Here is a 21,485-nt window from a genome sequence, read left to right as displayed (position 1 = left end):
ATGAAGCCAGGCGAAATCATTGCCGCAGAGGGCACCATCGAGCTTAATGCCGGCCAGCCGACGGTGACGATCGAGGTGGCCAATTCCGGCGACCGGCCGGTGCAGGTGGGCAGCCATTACCATTTCTTCGAGACCAATGCCGGGCTCATCTTCGAGCGTGACAAGGCGCGTGGCATGCGTCTCGATATTCCCGCAGGCACGGCGGTTCGTTTCGAACCCGGCCAGAAGCGGGAAGTGACGCTGGTGCCGCTTTCCGGCAAGCGCGAGGTTTACGGTTTTCGTCAACAGGTCATGGGGAGGTTATGAAATGGCGACGGCGCATTATCATGGAAGCTGCCAGTGCGGCAGCGTCAGCTTCGAGGTCGATGCCGATCTCGATCACACCATTGTCTGCAATTGTTCGCGCTGCAAGCGTCTGGGTTCCACGCTGGCCTTTGCGCCGCGTGAGAAATTCACCCTGCTTTCCGGCGAGGACAAGCTGAGCGAATATCTCTTCAACAAACACCATATTCATCATCTTTTCTGCTCCACCTGCGGCATTGAAAGCTTTGCTTATGCCGATGGGCCGGATGGAACGCCGATGGTGGCGGTGAACGCCAATTGTCTCGATGGCGTCGATCCCCGGGCATTGAAGCCGCAGGCTTTTGACGGCGCGGCGGCCTGAAGATGAGGATGAACCGAAAAAGCCTTTTCGTCGCAGCCGTGCTGCTTACTGCAACAGCCGGCTTGTCGATGCCGGCGGTTGCGCAGACCGAGCCGGATTGCAAGGCGCCGGAAACGCAGGCGGACATGACCATTTGCGCCGGCAAGGATTATGAAAAGGCCGACAAGCAGCTCAACGCCGAATATCAGAAGCTGCGCAAGCTGCTCACCGAGCGCGACAAGACGGCGGATGCAGACGGCAAGGGTGCGACCGACGCTCTGGTAACTGCACAGCGCGCCTGGGTGGCGTTTCGTGATGCCAATTGCGCGCTTGCCGGCTTTCAGGCCCGCGGCGGCTCGATGGAACCGATGCTGATTTCGTCCTGCCTCGCCGAGATGAGCGGCAAGCGCGCTGCAGAACTACGCCAGCTTGCCGAGGGTTTCTGAACGGCATGGGGCGGCGCATTACGATTGTCGGAAACGGGGAACTGCCGCCGGGCGCGGCTGATGTCATCGACCGTTCCGATATCGTCATCCGCTTTAATGACTGCCGGTCGCTGGGGCCTGGCGGCACACGTACCGATGTGGTGGCCGTCTGCAACACGGGGCGGCCGGGCCATGAGATGACGGAAAACACCGACTGGCGCGAGAGCGACGGCGTGCGGCAGGCCGCCGCCATCTGGTCGGTGCGTGATCCCGCAAAATTTGCCGAAATGGAGCCGGATATTCGCGCGCGCTGGCCGGAACTGACCGATTTCTGCGCCGACTATACTCCCGGTTTTGTGGCCATCGCCCGTGAGACCGGCAAGAGCCATATCGTCATTCCCCGCGGTGTGCATGAGAGGCTGGATGCGGCACTCGAAGCCTATTCGCCCGCACCCTATGTCTGCCCCAGCACCGGCCTTTTCACCATCGCCCATGTTCTCGAGAGTGTGAGCGGTGATGGTGACGAGGTGGCGATTGCCGGTTTTGGCCATCAGGGCTGGAGCGGTCATCCTTTTGCCGCCGAACAACAGCTGGTCGAGGCCCTGGCGGGCAAGGGCCGGCTCAAACGAATTTCTCCCACATCGATTTTCTCCGCATCCCAAGGAGCCTGAGCCCATGCCTTACAAGATTTCCCGCGCCGCCTATGCCGGCATGTTCGGCCCGACGGTTGGTGACAAGGTGCGTCTTGCCGATACCGAACTCTTCATCGAGATCGAGAAGGACCACACCACCTATGGCGAGGAAGTGAAATTCGGCGGCGGCAAGGTCATTCGCGACGGCATGGGCCAGAGCCAGGCGACACGGGCGGAAGGCGCTGTCGATACCGTCATTACCAATGTCGTGATCGTCGACCATAGCGGCATCTACAAGGCGGATGTGGGCCTGAAGAACGGCCGTATCCACGCCATCGGCAAGGCCGGCAACCCGGACACGCAGCCCGGCGTGACGATCATCGTCGGCCCCTCGACCGAGGCGATCGCCGGTGAAGGCAGGATCCTGACGGCCGGCGGCATGGATGCGCATATCCATTACATCTGCCCGCAGCAGATCGAGGAAGCGCTGATGAGCGGCATCACCTGCATGCTGGGCGGCGGTTCCGGCCCAGCGCATGGCACGCTGGCCACCACCTGCACCGGCGCATGGCATATCGAGCGGATGATCGAGAGCTTCGATGCTTTTCCGATGAATCTGGCACTGGCCGGCAAGGGCAATGCCTCGCTGCCCGCGCCGCTGGAGGAGATGATCCTTGCCGGCGCGTCTTCGCTGAAGCTGCATGAGGACTGGGGCACGACGCCTGCCGCCATCGACAATTGCCTGACGGTCGCCGACGAATATGACGTGCAGGTGATGATCCACACCGATACGCTGAACGAGAGCGGCTTCGTGGAAGACACGGTCGCCGCCATCAGGGGCCGCACCATTCACGCCTTCCACACCGAAGGAGCGGGCGGCGGGCACGCGCCTGATATCATCAAGGTTTGCGGCAACCCCAATGTCATCCCGTCTTCCACCAACCCGACGCGGCCCTATACCGTCAATACGCTGGCCGAGCATCTCGACATGCTGATGGTGTGCCACCACCTGTCGCCGTCTATTCCGGAAGATATCGCCTTTGCCGAAAGCCGCATCCGCAAGGAGACCATCGCGGCGGAGGATATTCTCCACGATATCGGCGCGTTTTCGATCATCTCGTCGGACAGTCAGGCCATGGGCCGTGTCGGCGAGGTGGCGATCCGCACCTGGCAGACCGCCGACAAGATGAAACGCCAGCGCGGCCGCCTGAAGGAAGAGGTGGGCGAAAACGACAATTTCCGGGTGCGCCGTTACATCGCCAAATACACGATCAACCCGGCGATTGCGCAGGGTGTCAGCCACGAGATCGGCTCGGTCGAAGTCGGCAAGCGCGCCGATCTTGTCCTGTGGAACCCGGCCTTTTTTGGCGTGAAGCCGGAGATGGTGCTGCTTGGCGGTTCGATTGCCGCTGCCCCGATGGGCGATCCGAATGCCTCCATTCCCACACCGCAGCCGATGCATTACCGGCCGATGTTTGCCGCCTATGGCAAGCTGCGCACCAATTCTTCGGTCACCTTCGTCTCGCAGGCGTCGCTGGACGCCGGTCTTGCCCAGCGCCTTGGCGTCGCCAAGAAGCTGTTGGCGGTGAAGAATGTGCGCGGCGGCATTTCCAAGGCGTCGATGATCCACAATTCGCTCACGCCGCATATCGAGGTTGATCCCGAGACTTATGAAGTGCGGGCGGATGGCGAATTGCTGACCTGCGAACCCGCCACCGTGCTGCCGATGGCGCAGCGTTATTTCCTGTTTTAACGGGGCGTTGTGTTGAGAACTGCCCTCAGATGGATCGGCGGCGGCGTGCTGCTGGTCATGCTGTTGCTTGTGCTCGGCACTTTGGTGCCGCGCCCCTTTTTCGCCGATGATGCAAGCGGCGTGAGGGATCGCGAAATCCTGCTCTTGTCCAACCCGATCCATACGGACATTGCGCTGCCGGTGGATGACGATCTGCGGCGGGTGTTTTCCGAATTGCAGGAGGATGGGATAGCGGTCAATCATCCCGCTGCCGCCTATCTGGTGTTTGGCTGGGGTGGACGGTCGTTTTATATAGAGACGCCCACCTGGGCCGATCTGAAACCGATGCCGGTGCTGCACTCGTTTACGCTGGACCGGTCGGTGGTGCATGTGGACGTGACGGGAGACTTTCCCGCCAATATGGCCGGAGTGAAACGGCTTCGCATTTCTGAAGAGGGTTATCAGCGTCTTCTCGCGGGTATCAGCGCAAGTTTTGTCAGAAATGACGGCAAGGTCCAGCTTGTCCCCGGGGCCGCCTATGGTCTGACCGACGCGTTTTTCGAGGCGAATGGCTGGTTTAATGCGCTGGCCGGCTGCAACACGTGGTCGTCCGCAATGTTGCGTAAGGCCGGTATTCGGACCGGCTGGTGGACGCCCTTGCCGCCGTTGCTGCGCTGGTCGGTCGATCTCCACAATTGATCCCGTGCCGATGCGACATTTCGTACATTCGATGACTTAAATCCGATTTTTATGCTGCACCGCAGCGCATCTTGCGCTATGGAAACGGCAAAAGAATTCCGCGCGGATTGATCCCAAGCGATCCGCGTAAAACACCTGATCAGGAGAAAAGACATGCTCGGCAAAAAAGTGCCCGCCGTAACTTTCCGCACGCGCGTTCGCGACGAGGCCGTTGGCGGCCCCAACCCGTTCCGCTGGCAGGACATGACCTCCGACGATTATTTCAAGGGCAAGAAGGTCGTTCTGTTTTCGCTGCCGGGCGCTTTTACGCCGACCTGCTCGACCTATCAGCTTCCCGATTTCGAAAAGCTGGCGGGCGAGTTCCGCGCGCTCGGCGTCGATGAGATCTATTGCCTTTCGGTCAACGATGCCTTCGTCATGAATGCCTGGGCAAAGGGCCAGAACCTCGAAAACGTCAAGGTCATTCCTGACGGTTCGGGCGAGTTCACCCGCAAGATGGGCATGCTGGTCGCCAAGGATAATCTCGGTTTCGGCATGCGCTCCTGGCGCTACGCCGCCGTCATCAATGACGGTCTGGTGGAGCAGTGGTTCGAGGAAGAGGGTTATCAGGACAATTGCGAATCCGACCCTTACGGCGTTTCCGCGCCGCAGAACATTCTCGAAAACCTGAAAAGCCGCGCTGCGGCCTGATTTGCGGTTTTGTTATTTTGTGAAGGCCCGGCAGCAATGCCGGGCTTTTTCGTTTTCTGAGGCGTGTTGATCTTTGGCGCAAGGGCCTCTCCACATTCCGTCACCCCGGACCTGATCCGGGGTCCAGCGCGATCAAGTCCTTGATCGCAGGCGAGTCTTCTCACGGCGCAGACGCGCCGTGGCTGGATACCGGGTCAAGCCCGGCATGACGGAAGAGAGGTTTTTTGATATCGTCACCCCTCCCGGCCGACGATGCCAATAGTCTTTTCGATGTTCTGAAATCGCGCCTTGAAATCACCCCGGCGATCCGTCAAAAATCGTCTTCCCAAGACAGTTTTCGAACGGATCATCCCATGCTGCGCGTCACCTCTTACCATCCCGCCGGAACCCCTGGCGACGAGCCTTCCGGTTATGTCACGCTGGCGCATGACCAGCGGCATCTGCGCCGCAAGCTGCTGCATCTGCAAAATGACGAGATGGTGATGCTCGATCTGAAGGAAGCCGTGCTGTTTGCCCATGGCGATCTGCTGGTGGTGGAAAACGGCGATCTGATCGAGGTTCGGGCCGCGGCTGAAAAGCTGTTTGAAATCACGCCGAAGGATCGGCTTCACCTGATCGAGCTTGCCTGGCATCTGGGCAACCGGCATCTTTCGGCGCAAATCGAGGAGGAGCGCATTCTCATCCTGCGTGATCACGTCATCCGCGCCATGCTCGAAGGTCTCGGCGCCACCGTGCGCGAGGTGGAAGAACCTTTCCAGCCGGCGCGCGGTGCCTATCACGCCCATGGCGGCCATTCCCATGGTCACGGGCACGGCCATGATCACCACCATCACGATCACGGCTGATCCGTGAGCGACGATCGCGGCGTTGCCGCGCTGCTGCGGCTGATGGCCTGGCTGTCGCCGGCTTTCCCGGTGGGCGGTTTTTCCTATTCCGGCGGGCTGGAAAAGGCGGTTGAGGACCGGCGTGTGCGTGATGCCGCTGAACTGGGCGGCTGGGTGGAGACGCTTTTGCGCCACGGCAGCCTGTGGAACGATGCGGTGTTTCTGGCGGAAGGCTGGCGCAGGGCCAGCGATGCCGTCGCCCTGAATGAAACGGCCGCTCTGGCGCGGGCGCTGGCCGGCTCGGCGGAGCGATATCGTGAAACGGTGCTTCTGGGTGATGCCTTCGTTGCCGCCGCCAGCGCATGGCCGCATGCGGTTCTCGAGGTTTTGCCGGAGGAATGTCCATATCCTGTCGCCGTCGGGGCCGTGGCCGCCGCGCATGGGGTGCCGCTCAAGGAAACGCTTGCCGCTTTCGCACATGCCGGCGTCTCGCAAATGGTTTCGGCCGGCATCCGCCTCGGCGTCGCAGGCCAGAAGGATGGCGTCGCCATTCTGGCCGCAGGCGAGGCGGTGATTGCGGAGATGGCGGCACGGGCCGTGCAATCCACGCTGGATGACCTCGGCAGCGCCACGATCCTTGCCGATACGGCGGCGATGCGCCACGAGGTTCAGGGCACGCGGCTTTTCCGTTCCTGAAGGAGACAGTACGGCAATCCTTGGAGCGGGCGCATGCCACTTGTTTCTTCTCCCCGAAGGGGAGAAGGTCGCGGCAGCGGGATGAGGGGGCGAGCTCTCAGTTTATCGCTGGCGTTGCCCCCTCATCCGACCCTTCGGGCCACCTTCTCCCCCTCGGGGAGAAGAAACAGGCGGCACGGTTCTTGCTTTCTTTTGAAGCGTTGGTCCAAGGCATTAAGGTAGAAAATACCAAAGCATAGTGAAGGAAACACAGTCGTGAAATCGGGCATGAAATCGGGCAATGGCCCGCTGCGCGTTGGCATTGGCGGGCCGGTTGGTTCGGGCAAGACGGCGCTGACGGAAAAGCTCTGCAAGGCGATGAGCGCTGATTATTCCGTCGCCGTCGTTACCAATGATATCTACACCAAGGAGGATGCCGAGGCGCTGGTGCGCATGCAGGCGCTGCCATCGGAACGGATTGTCGGCGTGGAGACGGGCGGTTGCCCGCATACCGCGATCCGCGAGGATGCGACGATCAATCTGCAGGCGATTGCCGGGCTCAATGCGCGCTTTCCCGATCTGGATGTTGTCTTCATCGAATCCGGTGGCGACAATCTCGCCGCGACCTTTTCGCCCGATCTTGCCGATATCACCATCTATGTGATCTCCGTCTGCCAGGGTGAAGAAATTCCGCGCAAGGGCGGGCCGGGCATCACCCGCTCCGATCTTCTGGTCATCAACAAGAAGGACCTTGCGCCTTATGTCGGGGCAGATCTGACTGTCATGGACAATGATGCGACCCGCATGCGCAATGCCATGCCCTTCGTCTTCACCGATATGAAGCGCGGCGATGGGGTGGAGCGCATTGTCGGTTTCCTGAAAGAGCAGGGTGGTCTCTGAGCCATGAATACGCCTCTTCATTTCGGCCCCTATGCCGTCTCCCGTTTTGTCGACGGCGTCTACAAGGCGCCGGTCGGCCATCTCATCCATCGGCAGGGCGAGACGGCGCTGGCCGCGGTTCTCGCCGGGCTTGAAGGCGAGACGGTGGATGTGGATGTCAATTGTTTTGCGCTCTCCGGGCCTGATGGCATCTGGCTGATCGATGCCGGTTGTGGCACGGCCTGGGGCGCCGCCTATGGCCATGCCCGCGCGGCAATGATCACCGCCGGTATTCAGCCGGCCGATGTAAGGCGTGTCATCCTCACCCATATTCACGGCGACCATGCGTTGGGTCTCATTGATGGCGACAAGCCCTATTTTCCCAATGCGGAAATATGGGTGCCGGAGGCCGATCTTGGCTTTTTCTCCAGTGTGGATGCCCGCAAGAGCCTGCCGCCTGCCCGGCAGGGCGGTTTCGATCTCGCCGCCCGGCTGCTCGATATTTGCGGTGCCATGCTGCGACCGATCCCCATGGGCATGATTGCCGAGGATATCGAGGCGATCGCCATGCCCGGCCACACGCCGGGACATGCCGGCTATCTCATCGGCAGCGGCGATAACCGGCTGTTATTGTGGGGTGATGTGCTGCATGTGAGCGGATTGCAGGCTGACGATCCTGAAATCGCTTTCGTTTACGATATCGATTCCGAACTTGCCTATGCGACCCGTGTTGCGGCGCTGACCGAGGCGGCCGATCACGGCTGGCTGGTATCCGGCGGTCATCTTGGCGGCTTTTTCCAGATTGAACGGCAAGGCGACGGCTTCCGGTTCGTGCCGCAGCCGGGCTGATTTCCGCTTTCCGGAATGCAGAAGGGAAGATGCGCACGGGCATCTCCCCTTCGTCCTCTCCCGGTGTTTTCAGATCTGCTTCAGCGCGGCGACGTCATTGACCTGCACGATGCGGCCACGCACGGTGACGCCTGATTTTTTCAGCGCCGAGAAGGCGCGCGACAGGGCTTCCGGCGCAAGGCCGAGCTTGCCGGCAAGCAGGCTTTTCTGGAACGGCAGCCGCAGCGAAAAGGATGTCGCGTCGCGCGGGCCCTGATTGATGAGATAGTGCGCGACGCGCTGTGGCGCGGTCTGCAACCGATCGTTGGCGATGCAATCCATGGTGCCGAGCAGGCTGTTGGAAAGGCAGCGCATGACGGCCTTGGCGATTGCCGGCTCCTGATCGATCAACGTGCGGATTCTCGCGAGTTCGAAACGCGCCACGGTGCAGCTTTCCGCCGCCTGCGCGCTGTAGCGATAGGTGTCGCTGCCGAAAATCAGGCATTCGTTGAACGTATCGCCCGGACCGCTGACGCGCACATCCGCCTCGCGCCCATGCCTGTCCAGCCGGTAAAGGCGGACATAACCCGACAGAACACAATAAAAATGCTGCGCCGCTTCGCCTTCCTTGAAGAGCACATGGCGGGCGTTGACATTGGTGATGGTCGCCGCCTCCATCAGTTTCAACGCCACTGCGTCATCCGCTATCCCGATCAAGGGCGCTCGCAGCAGAATGTTCCTGTCCCTGTTGCTCAGCTTCACGGTCTTGTTCACGTCCATCCGGCTCCCGCTCAAACCTTTTGCCGGGCTGTCAGAAGCGATACGAAACCGGGGATGTTCGTGTTCCCTCACGCCTATCTGAAAAGAGCTCATCACATTATCCTTCGACCGGCAATTCCCGATGCGAGGGAGACTAGCAGTTCATCTGAAAAGCGAATTGATTTCGATCAAACAGGATTTGAGTTGTCATTTGGGGCAGCGGGAATGCGGCGAGACCATTCCTGCTCAAGAGTGTGAGGAGGAATATGGAGCGGGTGGGTGCCGCATATTTCTTCTTCTCGAGGGGGGAGAAGGTCGCGGCAGCGGGATGAGGGGGCGACGGTTGAGATAAACCGAGAGCTTGCCCCCTCATCCGACCCTTCGGGCCACCTTCTCCCCCTCGGGGAGAAGAAACGTGTGGCGACGCTTCGGGCAAAATAAAAACGCCGGGCACAAGGCCCGGCGTTTTAATCTTCATTCTGCGAGCTTCACTCCGCAGCGAGCGGCGGCAGCCGCAATATGTTGCTGCCCTTGTCTGCGGTTTTGTCGCCGCTGCCCTTTTCCATGCTGGCGACCCGTGCCTCCAGCGAGGAGAGAGCCAAGCTGTTTTCGCGGGCGATCTCCGAGAGTTTCTCGTTGGAGAGGGCTTCCTCCTCCTCTTCCTTCTTGCCGACGAAGCGGCCGAAGAGGTGGGCGAGCAGGCGCGACAGGTCGTCCATGATCAGGAAGAAGGCCGGAACCACGATCAGGGACAGCACGGTCGAGACGATGATGCCGCCGATCACCGCGATCGCCATCGGCGCGCGGAACGAGCCGCCTTCGCCGACGCCGAGTGCCGAGGGCAACATGCCCGCAGACATGGCGATGGAGGTCATGATGATCGGGCGGGCGCGCTTGCGGCCGGCCTCGATCATGGCATGTACCCGTTCCATGCCGTGGCGGCGCATCTCGATGGCGAAATCCACCAGCAGGATGGCGTTTTTGGTCACGATGCCCATCAGCATCAGGATGCCGATGAGAACGGGCATGGAGAGCGCGTTCTGCGTGATGATGAGCGCGACGGCCACGCCGCCGATGGCGAGCGGCAGCGAGAACAGGATGGTGAAGGGCTGGATGACATCCTTGAACAGCAGGATGAGCACGACCAGCACCAGCATCAGGCCGAGCAGCATGGCGTTGACGAAGCCCTGCTGCATTTCGCCCTGCACCTTGGCGTCGCCGCTTTCGGCAAGGCGTACGCTCGCCGGCAGCTTGGTTTCCTCGACGATCCGCTTGAATTCGGCCGTCGATGTATCGAGCGCCGTGCCGAAGGGCACATCCGAGCCGATGGAGACGACGCGGTTGCGGTCATTGCGCTTGATCGAGCTTGGACCTTCCGCATAGTCGATATCGGCAACGCTGTAGAGCGGCACCAGCGAACCGGACGCTGTCTTGATCTTCAGCGCGCGGATGGTGGCCAGATCCCGGCGGGTGTCGAGCGAGGCCTGCACGCGGATCGGGATCTGCCGGTCATCAAGCGAAATCTTCGTCAGCTGCGCGTCGATATCGCCGATGGTGGCGACACGCACCGTCTGCGAAATCTGCTGCGGCGTGATGCCGAGACGGGCGATTTCATCCTTGCGCGGGCGGATCTGCAGTTCGGGCCGCGGCAAGGCGCCTTCCGAGCTGACATTGGCAAGGATGGGCGAAGCGCGCAGGCGGCTTTCGAGGATGCCGACGGCGTCGTTCAGATCCTTTTCGTTGCTCGAGAGGAAGTTGAAGCTCAGTTCGCGTTCCGCACGGTCGTTCAGCTTGATGATGCGAACATCCGGTATGCCGCGCACCTTCGCGAAGATATCCCGCTCGACATCCCATTGCGGACGCAGGCGACCCTTTTCCTCCACCTTCGGAAGATACTGGCCGATCAGCGGAATGGAGCCGAGACCCTTGTTGACGAGGGTTTTCAGCAGCGAGTGGTCGATATGCTGGAGGATGACGTTGACGGTGGCGCGGCGAAGCTCCAGATCGCCCTTGGGCGAGGCGCCGCCGAGGATGAAGACGCTTTCCACGCCGTTGATGTCACGGATGGCGTGATAGATTTCGGTCGTCGTCCGGTCGGTTTCATCCAGCGTCGCATTGGGCGGCAGTTCCACCGAAAGCGTGACGCGTGAGGCATCATCCGGCGGCAGGAAGCTGCCGGGAACGCCCGCGAGAAGAATGACGGAGGCGACGAGGAAGCCGATCGCGCCGATGAGCGTGAGGTAACGCGCCCACCACTTGCGGGTGGTGGCGGAAACCATGCGCGTATAGGCCTTCATCAGCCGGCTGTCATTGTCGTGATGGTCATCCATCGCGTCTTCGGCGCGCATCAGATAGGCCGCCATCAGCGGCGTGATGAGGCGGGCCACCGCCAGCGAGAAGAACACCGAGAAGGCGACGGTGAGGCCGAACTGGATGAAGTACTGGCCGGGAATGCCGGGCATGAACGAGACGGGCACGAAGACGGCGATGATGGTGAAGCTGGTGGCGATGACGGCGAGGCCGATTTCATCGGCCGCCTCCAGCGCCGCCCGGTAAGGCGTCTTGCCCATCTTGATGTGGCGGGCGATGTTCTCGATTTCCACGATGGCGTCGTCCACGAGAATACCCGTGGCGAGCGTCAGCGCCAGGAAGCTGACGAGATTGAGCGAGAAGCCCATGATATCCATGATCCAGAAGGTCGGGATCGCGGAAAGCGGCAGGGCGACGGCGGCAATCAGCGTCGCGCGCCAGTTCCTGAGGAAGAGTAGGACGACGATGACGGCGAGGATCGCGCCCTCGATCAGCGTGTCCAGCGCCGCCTTGTAGTTGCCATAGGTGAAATAGACGGCGTCGTCGACCATCTCGATCGAGACGTCCGGATGGTCCTTGCGGACCTTTGCAAGGCTTTCCGCCACGGTTTCGGCGACCGAGACCTCGCTTGCGCCCTTGGAACGGAACACCGCGAAGGTGACGGCGGGGTTGCCGTTGAAGCGCGAGAAGGATTTCTGTTCCTGATAAGTATCGGTCACCGTGCCCAGCTCGGAAAGCTTGACGAAGCGGCCGTTGGAGAGCGCAATCGTGGTGTTGGCGAGCTGGCTCACGTCGCGCGTGTCGCCGAGCGTGCGGATCGTCTGCTCATTGCCGCCAATCTGGCCACGGCCGGAGCCGAGATCGATATTGGTGCCGCGCAGCTGGGTGTTCACCTCGCTTGCCGTGATGCCATAGGCATCCAGTTTTTCGGGGCTCAGCGATACACGCACTTCACGGTCCGCGCCGCCGTAACGGTCGACCTTGCCGATGCCGGACTGGCCCTGCAGCGAGCGCTTGATCGTGTCGTCGACGAACCAGGACAGCTCTTCCAGCGTCATGTTGGGCGAGGAAACGGCGAAGGTCTGGATCGCCTGGCCTTCGACGTCGATCTTGCTGACGATCGGCTCCTCGATATCGGCGGGCAGGTCGCTGCGGATCTTGTCGATGGCGTCCTTCGTGTCCTGAACCGCCTCTTCCGTCCGCTTTTCGATACGGAAGACGACTGTCGTCGTCGACTGGCCGTCGACCACGGTGGACTGGATTTCGTCGACGCCGCTGATGGCGGCGACGGCGTCTTCGATTTCCTTCGTCACCTGCATTTCCAGCTCGGAGGGCGAAGCCCCGCTCTGGGTCACGGTGACGGCAACGACGGGAACGTCGATATTGGGAAAACGGGTGATCGGCAGGGTCTTGAAGGCCTGCATGCCGAGGATCATCAAAAGCGCGAAGCCGAGAAGCGGCGCAATCGGGTTACGGATTGACCATGCGGAAAAGTTCATTTCATTCCCTCAGTCAGTTGGACGCAGCCGTCTGGGCTTCCACCGGTCTGATCCGGTCACCATCACGCACGAATGCTCCAGCTTTCTCGACAACCTTGTCACCAGCGGCAAGGCCGCTGACAATCTCTATGAAACCGCCGTCTTCTATGCCGGTCTCGATCTTCACCTGCTTGACGATGTCGCCCTCCACCCTGCGGGTGGTCGAGCCGTCGCGTCCGGAGGTGACGGCCGACAGCGGCAAAGCGAGCGCGTTCGTCTCTTCGACGATGACTTCCGCGCTGGCATACATGCCTGATCGTGCCGGGCTGTTTTCCGGCAGCACCACATGTACCGAACCGAGGCGCGTCGTGGGATCGACGGTGGGCGAAACGAGGCGCACCTTGCCCTCTATTTTCGTGGCTCCGCCGGCAACCGTCAAATAGGCTTTCTGGCCCGCCTTCACCTTCTGGATATCGGTTTCGGAAAGATCGGCCACGAGTTCGATCGCACCGTCCTTGATGACGGTGAAGAGCGGATTGCCGGCGCCGCTGGCAATTGCGCCCACCTTGGCATTCTTGGCGGATACGATGCCGGCAACAGGGGTTTTCACGCCGGTGCGCGTCAGCTTCAGGTCGATGTCGTCGATCTGTGCGTCGACGACCTTGATGTCGGCCTCGCCGGCGGAAACGGCCTGCTTGGCCGCATCCAGCCGCGCCTGCGCCACCTGGGCGGCGGCCTCGGTCTTTTCCGTTTCGGAAACGGAACCGGAGCCGCTCTGGCCGAGCCTTGCGGCACGGTCGCGCTGGCGAATGGCGTCGTTGAGATTGGCCTGTGCTTCCAGCACCTGCGCCTTCGACTGGGTGACGGAAGCTTCGGCCTTGGCCTTGTTGGCCTCAAGCTGGCTCTTCTGCAGCACGAGGCTGTCGGAGGACAGCACGGCCAGAACCGCATTCGCCTCCACCCGGTCGCCGATATCGGCATTCAGCGTGTCGATAGACAGGCCATCGACCAGCGGCTGGACATAGATTTCATCCACGGGGCGGATCGTGCCCGTCGCGATGATCCGGTCCACGAGATCGCGTTTTGCGGCGTGCGCCACGATGATGGAGGGCAGGTTCTGCTGTTTGACCGGTGCCTGCGCCTCTCCCTCGGCGGCTGCGGAAAGGGGGAGCGCCGTTGCGGAAAGAAGAAGGAATACAAAGCGGTTAAACGTGACTTTATGCTGCATGTGTCGTGGCTCGCGCAATATTCGATCGCATGTCCTGCAGCCTTGGGGCGTGTCTTAAAAGGTCATGCGATAACGAATGTGAAACAAGGGATCACAATACTTCCTTTTCGATCCTCCCGATTCGAACGCCCCTCAACGCGAATCTTAAGCACTTTGCCCTCGTGCTTTTTTTACAAGATCAAATTTGGCAGTCTTGTGGGCGGGACTCTAATTGTTGTTGTCGTACAAATCAATCCGCATAGCCGCGATGGTTGATATACATTTTTGTATAGGTCGGGATATTGTAATTCGTCAAACGGGTTACCACTGGAGTGTCCGGCCGGCTGCATGTTTGCATTGTTCGTAAAGTTTCGCAAAATCTGTGCGTTTTGGCAAAACGTTTCATCCGCATACCGTCACCCCGGACTAGATCCGGGGTCCAGCGCGATCAAGTCCTTGATCGCGAGAGACTCTTATGACGGCGCAGACGCGCCGTGGCTGGATGCCGGATCTAGTCCGGCATGACGGAGGAGAGGTCTTAAATTTTCTTCGTGAATCCGAACGCGCGGAAATACCGCGCGTTCGGTGATTTGGCGGTCGGTCCGACTATTTCAGCGCCGCATCGGTGATGTCGGTGGTGAAGGCGCCTGTCGGTTCCTTGGTGATGACCGGATCGGAACCGCCGCCGAGCAGCGTCTTGACGGTACGGTCATAGTCCGCCTTGTCGAGCGCGCCTTTCGAACCGGCGGTGAGTTTTGCCACTTCGCCCATCATGCGCTTCTGGTGTTTTTCGGTCTGCGCGCCGGAAGCGTCGTTTTCGAGAACGATATCGGCGGCATCGTCAGGGTTTTCTTCCGCCCATTTCCAGCCCTTCATGGAGGCACGGACGAATTTGACCATGTCTTCCTTGAACTTGGCGTCCTTCAGCTTGTCTTCAAGCACATAGAGTCCGTCTTCCAGCGTCGCCACGCCTTCCGCCTCGTATTTGAAGGTGACGAGTTCCTCCGGCTTGATGCCGGCATCGATGACCTGCCAATATTCATTGTAGGTCATGGTGGAAATGCAGGCGGCCTGCTTTTGCAGCAGCGGATCGACATTGAAGCCCTGTTTCAGAACGGTCACGCCATCGGCTCCGCCGGTGGTCGGGATTTTCAGGTGCGCCATCCACGACAGGAACGGATATTCATTGCCGAAGAACCAGACGCCCAGTGTCTTGCCCTTGAAATCCTCCGGCTTGGTGATGCCGGTTTCTTTCAGGCAGGTCAGCATCATGCCTGACGATTTGAATGGCTGGGCGATATTGACCAGCGGCACGCCTTTTTCGCGGGTGGCTAGCGCTGATGGCATCCAGTCGACGATGACATCCGCGCCGCCGCCGGCCAGAACCTGCGCGGGCGCAATGTCCGGGCCGCCGGGCTTGATGTCGACATCAAGGCCTTCGGCTTCGTAGAAACCCTTGTCCTTGGCGACGTAATATCCGGCGAACTGCGCCTGGGTGACCCATTTCAGCTGCAGGGTGATCTTGTCGGCGGCCTCAGCCCCGAATGGGGTCAGGAGTGACGCGCCGGCAAGAAGCATGGATGCAAGTTTCATTTTCATCGCTGTTCCCTTTTTCGTTATTTACGTTCGTCCCCCACGGACGGACGGATGCCAGAAGGTGACGGCCCGCTCGGCGAGCGCCACCAGACCGTAAAAGCCGGAGCCGGCGAGTGCGGCGACCGCGATTTCGGCCCAGACCATGTCGACATTGCTGCGACCCATTTCCGCCGAGATGCGGAAACCCATGCCGACGATGGGCGTGCCGAAAAATTCCGCGACGATGGCGCCGATCAGGGCGAGCGTGGAATTGATCTTCAGCGCGTTGAAGATGAACGGCCAGGCGGCGGGCAGGCGCAGTTTCACCAATGTCTGCCACCAGCCGGCGGCATAGGTGCGCATCAGGTCGCGTTCCATGTGGCTGGAAGCGGCAAGCCCCTGCACCGTGTTCACCAGCATGGGGAAGAAGGTCATGATGACGACGACGGCGACCTTCGACTGCCAGTCGAAGCCGAACCACATGACCATGATGGGTGCTATGCCGACGACCGGCAGAGCCGAGACGAAATTGCCGATGGGCAGCAGCCCGCGCTGGAGGAAAGGCGAGCGGTCGATGAGAATGGCGACGGCAAAGCCGAGGCCGCAGCCGAGCACATAACCCGTCAGTACCGATTTGAGAAAGGTCTGGCGGAAATCGGCCCAGAGGATCGGCAGGGAGCCGGCGAGCCGCGCGAGGATGGCGCTGGGCGCCGGCAAGAGGATGGGCGGCACGGAAAAACCGCGCACCACGCCTTCCCAGAGCGCGAGGATGGCCAGCCCGAAAAGGAGCGGCACGGCGATGCGGCCGATGCGCTTTGCCGCTAGCGTGGAGACGTGGCGGCGCACCAGCCATTCGTTGAAGGCCCAGGCGGCAAGCCAGAACAGGATCGCGCCGAAAAACCAGCCGGGGTGGGTCATGGCCGGGCACCCATTCTCTTGAGAACGGCGGCATGGGCGATGCCGATGATGGATACCAGAATGGCAGCCACACCGGCGGCCATGAACAGCGCCGCCCATATCTGCACCGTCTGGCCGTAATAGGAGCCGGAAAGCAGGCGCGCGCCGAGCCCGGCGACGGCGCCGGTCGGCAATTCACCGACGATGGCGCCGACCAGCGCGATGGCGACGGCGATCTTCAGCGAGGTGAAGAGATAGGGCAGCGCCGAGGGCCAGCGCAGCTTCCAGAATATCTGGCCGGGCGAGGCATTATAGGTGTGCATCAGGTCGAGCTGGATCGTCTCCGGGCTTGTGAGACCCTTCACCATGCCGACGACGATGGGGAAGAAGGAAAGATAGGTGGAGATCAGCGCTTTCGGCAGCAGCCCGGAAATGCCGATGGAGTTCAGGACGACGATGATCATCGGCGCGACGGCGAGAATGGGGATGGTCTGGCTGGCGATGATCCACGGCATGACGGAGCGGTCCATGGCGCGGTTATGCACGATGGCGACGGCAAGCAGGATGCCGAGCGCAGCACCGATGGCGAAACCGAGCAGGGTGGCCGAAAGCGTGACGCCGGCGTGGTAGATGAGGCTGCGCTTGGAGGTGATCGCCTTGTTGACGGTGGTATCCCAGAGTTCGGCGACGATCTGGTGCGGGGCGGGGAGGACCGGGCGCTCCTGTGCGAAGGTTTGCGGCAGGAGTTCGAGGAAGCCCGGCGTTTGACCGGCGCGGGTGGCCTGATCGCGGGCGAAGGGCATGTTGAGGTAGATGACCGCGAGGTGCCAGAGGATGAGGATGACGAGGAGGACGGTGAGGATGGGAAGGATGCGGTGGCGGAGGAGGGTCATGGGTTTTCGCTCCGTCGCTCACTTTGAGGGTGCGGTTTACCCCCCTCTGTCCTGCCGGACATCTCCCCCTCAAGGGGGGAGATCGACTCGTGGTTGGGTCTCGGCCATCTCAAGGCTCGAGAATTAAGAGGGGAGTGCGCCTCTTGCCGATCTCCCCCCTTGAGGGGGAGATGCCCGGCAGGGCAGAGGGGGGTAATACTGGCGCGGACCTCACCCCTCATAGCTATGCCCCGCCTTCAACCCCTCCCGCACCCGATGCGCAATCGCCAGAAATTCCGGCGTCTCGCGAATCTCGAGCGGCCTTTCCCGCGGCAACGTGGATGTGATCACATCCGTCACCCGGCCCGGCCGGGGCGACATGACGACGATCCTGGTCGAGAGATACACCGCTTCGGGAATGGAATGGGTGACGAAGCAGATGGTCTTGCCGGTCGTATCCCAGAGTTTCAGCAGCTGTTCGTTGAGGTGATCGCGCACGATCTCATCCAGTGCGCCGAAGGGCTCGTCCATCAAAAGCAGGTCGGCATCGAAGGCGAGAGCGCGGGCGATGGAGGCGCGCTGCTGCATGCCGCCGGAAAGCTGCCAGGGATATTTCTTGCCGAAACCGTTGAGGTTGACGAGATCGAGCGTGCGCTCGATGCGCTCGCGCTGCTCGGCCTTGCCATAGCCCATGATTTCGAGCGGCAGGGCGATGTTCTTTTCGATGCTGCGCCAGGGATAAAGGGCGGCGGCCTGAAAGACATAACCGTAGGAGCGGTCCCTGCGGGCGTTTTCCGGCGTCGTGCCGTTGACGGTGATGTCGCCGGACGTGTGTTTTTCGAGATCGGCGATGACCCGCAGGAAGGTGGTCTTGCCACAGCCCGATGGGCCGATGAAGGAGACGAAGTCACCCTTGCCGACTTCCAGATCGACATCGGACAGCGCGTGGACCGGGCCATCCCCCGTTTCGAAGGTGAGGCCCAGCTTTCTGGCGGAAACGACGGAATAGGGAGAGGCCTGGTTCATCTTGGCTAATTGTCGCTTTCCGTCAGCGCCGCGCGCGCCAGCGGCAGCATTTGGGTTTCCGTGAGCCTGGCGATCATCACGCCGGGGTGATGGTCGAGATCGAGCCAGCGCACTTCCTCGATTTCCGCCTGCGGCATGACCTCGGTATGCAGTCTGGCGGTGAAGGCATGGGCGACGACATCGGCTCCCGGCTCATTGGCGGCCTCTTCCCGGAAAATACCCTCGTAACGAACCGCATGGTCAGGCAACGTCAGGCCGATTTCCTCGGCGAGTTCGCGGCGCAGCGCCTGTTCCGGCGTTTCGCCCGGATCGATCTTGCCGCCCGGCTGCATGAACTGCGTCGTGCCGCGCTTGCGCACGACAAGCATCTGCCGCTTCTCGTTGAGCAGAATGGCGGCGGCGATGAGAATTTCACGTTTCGTTTCAGTGCTCATGGTCATACACCCGATGCCGGAATGCCGCTGCGTTCCACCCGGCGCGGCGAAACGAGCTCTTTCCAGGTGGAAAGTGCGCGGCTGACGGCGGGATAAGGATCGCGGGCCACGAACTGGCCGTGGCCGGGCTGGGTTTCGATGGTGGCTTCCTCGACGCTGACGAGGCCGCGCGAGAGGGTGAAGCGCGGCAGGCCCTTCACCTTCTGCCCTTCGAATACATTGTAATCGATGGCCGACTGCTGGTTTGCCGCGCTGATGGTTTTTGTAAGCGCCGGGTCCCAGACGACGATATCGGCATCGCTGCCGACGAGGATCGCGCCTTTTCTGGGATAGATATTGAGGATCTTGGCGATGTTGGTGGAGGTGACGGCGACGAATTCGTTCATCGTCAGGCGGCCGGTCGCCACGCCATGGGTCCAGAGCAGCGGCATGCGATCTTCGAGCCCGCCGGTGCCGTTCGGAATCTTGCGGAAGTCGCCGATACCGAAGCGTTTCTGCTGGGTGGTGAAGGCGCAATGGTCGGTCGCCACACATTGCAGCGAGCCGGAGGCCAGCCCCGCCCAGAGGCTGTCCTGATGCTGCCGGTTGCGGAAGGGCGGCGACATCACCCGGCGGGCGGCGTGATCCCAGTCGGCATTGGCATATTCGCTTTCATCAAGGATCAGGTGCTGGATCAGCGGTTCGCCATAAACCCGCATGCCGTTTTGGCGGGCGCGGCGGATCGCTTCATGCGCCTGTTCGCAGGATGTGTGGACGACGTAAAGCGGGGCGCCGGCCATATCGGCGATGATGATGGCGCGGTTGGTGGCCTCGCCTTCCACCGAGGGCGGGCGGGAATAGGCGTGCGCCTCCGGCCCGGTATTGCCTTCCGCCATCAGCTTTTCCTGCATCTGCGCGACGATATCGCCGTTTTCCGCATGCACGAAGGGAATGGCGCCCAGTTCGGCGCAGCGCGAGAAGGAGGCGAACATCTCGTCGTCATTCACCATCAGCGCGCCCTTATAGGCCATGAAGTGCTTGAAGGAGTTGATGCCCTTTTCCCGAACCACCGTCTTCATCTCATCGAAGACCTGCTCGCCCCACCAGGTGACGGCCATGTGGAAGGAATAATCGCAATTGGCGCGGGTTGCCTTGTTGTCCCATCTTTGCAAGGCATCGAGAAGCGACTGGCCGGGTTCCGGCAGGCAGAAATCCACCACCATGGTGGTGCCGCCGGCAAGCGCCGCGCGCGTGCCGCTTTCGAAATCATCGGCGGAATAGGTGCCCATGAAAGGCATTTCCAGATGCACATGCGGATCTATGCCGCCGGGCATGACGAAACATCCCGTCGCATCGAGTACCGTGCCGCCCGTCAGATCCGGTCCGATCTCGGTGATCCTGCCATCTTCGATCTTCACATCGGCCTTGTAGGTGAGATCGGCGGTGACAATGGTGCCGTTTTTGATGATGGTGGCAATCATTCGACGATCTCCGCAGTCTCCAGCACCGCGTGCAGCAGCACATCGCAGCCGGCGGCTGCCCATTCGGGGGAGATGTCTTCCGCCTCGTTGTGGGAAAGCCCGCCCACGCAGGGGCAGAAGATCATGGTGGAGGGGGCGACCCTTGCCGTCCAGCAGGCATCGTGGCCGGCGCCGGAGATGATGTCCATGTGGCTGTAGCCGAGTTTTTCGGCGGCGGAGCGCACGCGGCCCACTAGGACGGGGTCGAAGGTAACCGGATCGAAATGGCCGATGGCTTCGATGACGCAGCCGACGCCGAGTTCTTCGGCGATCTGCGGCACCTCGCGTTCGAAGATGGCGCGCATGCTGTCGAGTTTCGCCTGTGAGGGGGTTCTAAGGTCGATGGTGAAAACCACCTTGCCGGGCAGCACATTGCGGGAATTGGGTGTGAAGATCATCTGGCCAACACCGGCAACGGCACCCGGCTGGTGGGCCATGGCCACCTCCTGCACCTTTTCGAGAATGCGGGCGGCGGCAAGACCGGCATTGACGCGCATGGCCATCGGGGTGGAGCCGGTATGGGCTTCCTTGCCGGTCAGCGTCACTTCCAGCCACCACAGGCCCTGGCAATGGGTGACGACGCCGATCTGTTTGCCTTGCGCCTCCAGAATGGGTCCCTGCTCGATATGATATTCGAAATAAGCGTGCATCCTGCGTGCGCCGACCTCCTCCTCGCCCAGCCAGCCGATGCGCTTCAGCTCCTCGCCATAGGTCTTGCCGTCGGTATCCGTGCGGCCATAGGCATAGTCGAGATCGTGGATGCCGGCGAAGACGCCTGACGCCAGCATGGCCGGGGCAAAGCGTGCGCCTTCCTCGTTTGACCAGTTGGTGACCGTGATCGGGTGTTTGGTCTTGATGTTCAAGTCATTCAGGCTGCGCACCACCTCCAGCCCGGCCAGCACGCCGAGCACGCCATCGAACTTGCCGCCGGTCGGCTGGGTGTCGAGGTGGCTGCCGATATAAACGGGAAGCGCGTCCGGATCCTCACCGGCGCGGGTGGCGAACATGGTGCCCATGCGGTCGACGCCCATCGTCAGGCCTGCTGCCTCGCACCAGCGCTTGAACAGGTGGCGGCCTTCTCCATCCTCATCCGTCAGTGTGCGGCGATTATTGCCGCCGGCGATGCCGGGGCCGATCTTCGCCATGTCCATCAGACTGTCCCACAGACGGTCGCCGTTGACCGTCAAGTTCTTACCCGCCGTCATGAAGTGTCGTCCTCACCTGTTTTGTTTTTATCGAAGCAAAGCTTGTGCCGTTCCCGTTTTTGCCGGCTAAGATAACAGCCATTGCCTTGTGCTGGCGATGGTGGATAAATTGACCGGCTGGTAAACAATGCAAATTCGCGATGGCGTCAGCAAGGGACTTTCGTGACAAATCGCAGTAATTTTGCCTAAACTGTAC

At 61.2% G+C, this 21,485-nt stretch carries 21 protein-coding genes; 11 read left to right on the top strand and 10 right to left on the bottom strand.

Annotation, left to right across the window (positions count from 1 at the left end):
- The 11 genes from JZX88_RS09650 (at window position 1) to JZX88_RS09600 (ending at window position 8,048) form a co-directional block, all read left to right on the top strand.
- Window positions 1-306, top strand: a complete 306-nt coding sequence (locus JZX88_RS09650) for an urease subunit beta (protein ID WP_046797816.1) — start codon at window positions 1-3, stop codon at window positions 304-306.
- A 1-nt stretch (window position 307) separates the two neighbouring features.
- Window positions 308-664 carry a GFA family protein gene (locus JZX88_RS09645; protein WP_206913395.1) on the top strand — a complete coding sequence of 119 codons (357 nt, stop codon included), beginning with the start codon at window positions 308-310 and terminating at the stop codon, window positions 662-664.
- Between the two features lie 8 nt (window positions 665-672).
- Window positions 673-1,089, top strand: coding sequence for a lysozyme inhibitor LprI family protein (locus tag JZX88_RS09640; RefSeq protein ID WP_371741109.1), 417 nt, complete (start codon window positions 673-675; stop codon window positions 1,087-1,089).
- Between the two features lie 5 nt (window positions 1,090-1,094).
- Window positions 1,095-1,739: a Urease operon accessory protein gene (locus JZX88_RS09635; protein WP_206913393.1), complete on the top strand. Its 645-nt coding sequence runs from the start codon at window positions 1,095-1,097 to the stop codon at window positions 1,737-1,739.
- A gap of 4 nt (window positions 1,740-1,743) precedes the next feature.
- Window positions 1,744-3,453 carry an urease subunit alpha gene (gene ureC / locus JZX88_RS09630; RefSeq protein WP_206913392.1) on the top strand — a complete coding sequence of 570 codons (1,710 nt, stop codon included), beginning with the start codon at window positions 1,744-1,746 and terminating at the stop codon, window positions 3,451-3,453.
- Between the two features lie 57 nt (window positions 3,454-3,510).
- Complete coding sequence (locus JZX88_RS09625; protein WP_210347449.1) at window positions 3,511-4,131, top strand: TIGR02117 family protein; 621 nt, start codon at window positions 3,511-3,513, stop codon at window positions 4,129-4,131.
- A 153-nt stretch (window positions 4,132-4,284) separates the two neighbouring features.
- Window positions 4,285-4,821 (top strand): peroxiredoxin, encoded by a 537-nt coding sequence (locus JZX88_RS09620; protein ID WP_046797821.1) that lies wholly within the window; start codon window positions 4,285-4,287, stop codon window positions 4,819-4,821.
- A 353-nt stretch (window positions 4,822-5,174) separates the two neighbouring features.
- A complete protein-coding gene (gene ureE, locus JZX88_RS09615; protein WP_046797822.1) occupies window positions 5,175-5,666 on the top strand; it encodes an urease accessory protein UreE in 492 nt (163 codons plus the stop codon).
- A 3-nt stretch (window positions 5,667-5,669) separates the two neighbouring features.
- Window positions 5,670-6,341: an urease accessory protein UreF gene (locus tag JZX88_RS09610; protein ID WP_206913389.1), complete on the top strand. Its 672-nt coding sequence runs from the start codon at window positions 5,670-5,672 to the stop codon at window positions 6,339-6,341.
- Between the two features lie 267 nt (window positions 6,342-6,608).
- Window positions 6,609-7,220 carry an urease accessory protein UreG gene (gene ureG, locus JZX88_RS09605; RefSeq protein ID WP_065114033.1) on the top strand — a complete coding sequence of 204 codons (612 nt, stop codon included), beginning with the start codon at window positions 6,609-6,611 and terminating at the stop codon, window positions 7,218-7,220.
- 3 nt (window positions 7,221-7,223) lie between these two features.
- Entirely contained in the window at window positions 7,224-8,048 is an 825-nt protein-coding gene (locus JZX88_RS09600; RefSeq protein ID WP_206913388.1) for an MBL fold metallo-hydrolase, read from the top strand.
- 69 nt (window positions 8,049-8,117) lie between these two features.
- On the opposite strand, the gene JZX88_RS09595 is transcribed toward JZX88_RS09600, so the two are convergent.
- The 10 genes from JZX88_RS09595 to JZX88_RS09550 all read right to left on the bottom strand — a co-directional run bounded on the left by JZX88_RS09595 (window position 8,118) and on the right by JZX88_RS09550 (window position 21,289).
- Entirely contained in the window at window positions 8,118-8,807 is a 690-nt protein-coding gene (locus JZX88_RS09595) for a Crp/Fnr family transcriptional regulator (protein ID WP_065114031.1), read from the bottom strand.
- Between the two features lie 467 nt (window positions 8,808-9,274).
- Window positions 9,275-12,595: an efflux RND transporter permease subunit gene (locus tag JZX88_RS09590; RefSeq protein WP_065114029.1), complete on the bottom strand. Its 3,321-nt coding sequence runs from the start codon at window positions 12,593-12,595 to the stop codon at window positions 9,275-9,277.
- 13 nt (window positions 12,596-12,608) lie between these two features.
- Window positions 12,609-13,802: an efflux RND transporter periplasmic adaptor subunit gene (locus JZX88_RS09585; RefSeq protein WP_206913387.1), complete on the bottom strand. Its 1,194-nt coding sequence runs from the start codon at window positions 13,800-13,802 to the stop codon at window positions 12,609-12,611.
- Between the two features lie 585 nt (window positions 13,803-14,387).
- Window positions 14,388-15,380, bottom strand: a complete 993-nt coding sequence (locus JZX88_RS09580) for an ABC transporter substrate-binding protein (protein ID WP_206913386.1) — start codon at window positions 15,378-15,380, stop codon at window positions 14,388-14,390.
- 21 nt (window positions 15,381-15,401) lie between these two features.
- Entirely contained in the window at window positions 15,402-16,274 is an 873-nt protein-coding gene (locus JZX88_RS09575) for an ABC transporter permease (RefSeq protein ID WP_206913385.1), read from the bottom strand.
- The gene (locus tag JZX88_RS09570; RefSeq protein WP_206913384.1) at window positions 16,271-17,146 is read right to left on the bottom strand and encodes an ABC transporter permease; all 876 of its coding nucleotides are present in this window, start codon (window positions 17,144-17,146) and stop codon (window positions 16,271-16,273) included. Before JZX88_RS09570 ends, JZX88_RS09575 begins: the two co-directional genes overlap by 4 nt.
- 210 nt (window positions 17,147-17,356) lie before the next feature.
- Complete coding sequence (locus tag JZX88_RS09565) at window positions 17,357-18,151, bottom strand: ABC transporter ATP-binding protein (RefSeq protein WP_065114024.1); 795 nt, start codon at window positions 18,149-18,151, stop codon at window positions 17,357-17,359.
- A gap of 5 nt (window positions 18,152-18,156) precedes the next feature.
- Window positions 18,157-18,591 carry an NUDIX domain-containing protein gene (locus JZX88_RS09560; protein ID WP_065114023.1) on the bottom strand — a complete coding sequence of 145 codons (435 nt, stop codon included), beginning with the start codon at window positions 18,589-18,591 and terminating at the stop codon, window positions 18,157-18,159.
- Window positions 18,588-20,042: a dihydropyrimidinase gene (hydA, locus tag JZX88_RS09555; RefSeq protein ID WP_206913529.1), complete on the bottom strand. Its 1,455-nt coding sequence runs from the start codon at window positions 20,040-20,042 to the stop codon at window positions 18,588-18,590. Before hydA ends, JZX88_RS09560 begins: the two co-directional genes overlap by 4 nt.
- Entirely contained in the window at window positions 20,042-21,289 is a 1,248-nt protein-coding gene (locus JZX88_RS09550; RefSeq protein WP_206913382.1) for a Zn-dependent hydrolase, read from the bottom strand. The genes hydA and JZX88_RS09550 overlap by 1 nt, the downstream gene beginning before the upstream one ends.
- Between the last annotated feature and the right edge of the window lie 196 nt (window positions 21,290-21,485).

Origin of the sequence: Agrobacterium sp. OT33 (assembly GCF_017313365.1) — a bacterium.
GTDB classification, from domain to species: domain Bacteria; phylum Pseudomonadota; class Alphaproteobacteria; order Rhizobiales; family Rhizobiaceae; genus Agrobacterium; species Agrobacterium rhizogenes_A.
This window is presented reverse-complemented; position numbering and strand designations above follow the sequence as displayed.

Excerpts from the sequence above, each read along its gene's own strand:
- JZX88_RS09575 (WP_206913385.1), bottom strand. The coding sequence starts at position 16,274 with ATGACCCACCCCGGCTGGTTTTTCGGCGCGATCCTGTTCTGGCTTGCC.
- JZX88_RS09635 (WP_206913393.1), top strand. The coding sequence starts at position 1,095 with ATGGGGCGGCGCATTACGATTGTCGGAAACGGGGAACTGCCGCCGGGC.
- JZX88_RS09565 (WP_065114024.1), bottom strand. The coding sequence starts at position 18,151 with ATGAACCAGGCCTCTCCCTATTCCGTCGTTTCCGCCAGAAAGCTGGGC.
- JZX88_RS09595 (WP_065114031.1), bottom strand. The coding sequence starts at position 8,807 with ATGGACGTGAACAAGACCGTGAAGCTGAGCAACAGGGACAGGAACATT.
- JZX88_RS09650 (WP_046797816.1), top strand. The coding sequence starts at position 1 with ATGAAGCCAGGCGAAATCATTGCCGCAGAGGGCACCATCGAGCTTAAT.
- ureG (WP_065114033.1), top strand. The coding sequence starts at position 6,609 with ATGAAATCGGGCAATGGCCCGCTGCGCGTTGGCATTGGCGGGCCGGTT.
- JZX88_RS09570 (WP_206913384.1), bottom strand. The coding sequence starts at position 17,146 with ATGACCCTCCTCCGCCACCGCATCCTTCCCATCCTCACCGTCCTCCTC.
- JZX88_RS09560 (WP_065114023.1), bottom strand. The coding sequence starts at position 18,591 with ATGACCATGAGCACTGAAACGAAACGTGAAATTCTCATCGCCGCCGCC.
- ureC (WP_206913392.1), top strand. The coding sequence starts at position 1,744 with ATGCCTTACAAGATTTCCCGCGCCGCCTATGCCGGCATGTTCGGCCCG.
- JZX88_RS09580 (WP_206913386.1), bottom strand. The coding sequence starts at position 15,380 with ATGAAAATGAAACTTGCATCCATGCTTCTTGCCGGCGCGTCACTCCTG.
- ureE (WP_046797822.1), top strand. The coding sequence starts at position 5,175 with ATGCTGCGCGTCACCTCTTACCATCCCGCCGGAACCCCTGGCGACGAG.
- JZX88_RS09625 (WP_210347449.1), top strand. The coding sequence starts at position 3,511 with ATGCTGTTGCTTGTGCTCGGCACTTTGGTGCCGCGCCCCTTTTTCGCC.
- JZX88_RS09645 (WP_206913395.1), top strand. The coding sequence starts at position 308 with ATGGCGACGGCGCATTATCATGGAAGCTGCCAGTGCGGCAGCGTCAGC.
- JZX88_RS09620 (WP_046797821.1), top strand. The coding sequence starts at position 4,285 with ATGCTCGGCAAAAAAGTGCCCGCCGTAACTTTCCGCACGCGCGTTCGC.
- JZX88_RS09590 (WP_065114029.1), bottom strand. The coding sequence starts at position 12,595 with ATGAACTTTTCCGCATGGTCAATCCGTAACCCGATTGCGCCGCTTCTC.
- JZX88_RS09585 (WP_206913387.1), bottom strand. The coding sequence starts at position 13,802 with ATGCAGCATAAAGTCACGTTTAACCGCTTTGTATTCCTTCTTCTTTCC.
- JZX88_RS09600 (WP_206913388.1), top strand. The coding sequence starts at position 7,224 with ATGAATACGCCTCTTCATTTCGGCCCCTATGCCGTCTCCCGTTTTGTC.
- JZX88_RS09550 (WP_206913382.1), bottom strand. The coding sequence starts at position 21,289 with ATGACGGCGGGTAAGAACTTGACGGTCAACGGCGACCGTCTGTGGGAC.
- JZX88_RS09640 (WP_371741109.1), top strand. The coding sequence starts at position 673 with ATGAACCGAAAAAGCCTTTTCGTCGCAGCCGTGCTGCTTACTGCAACA.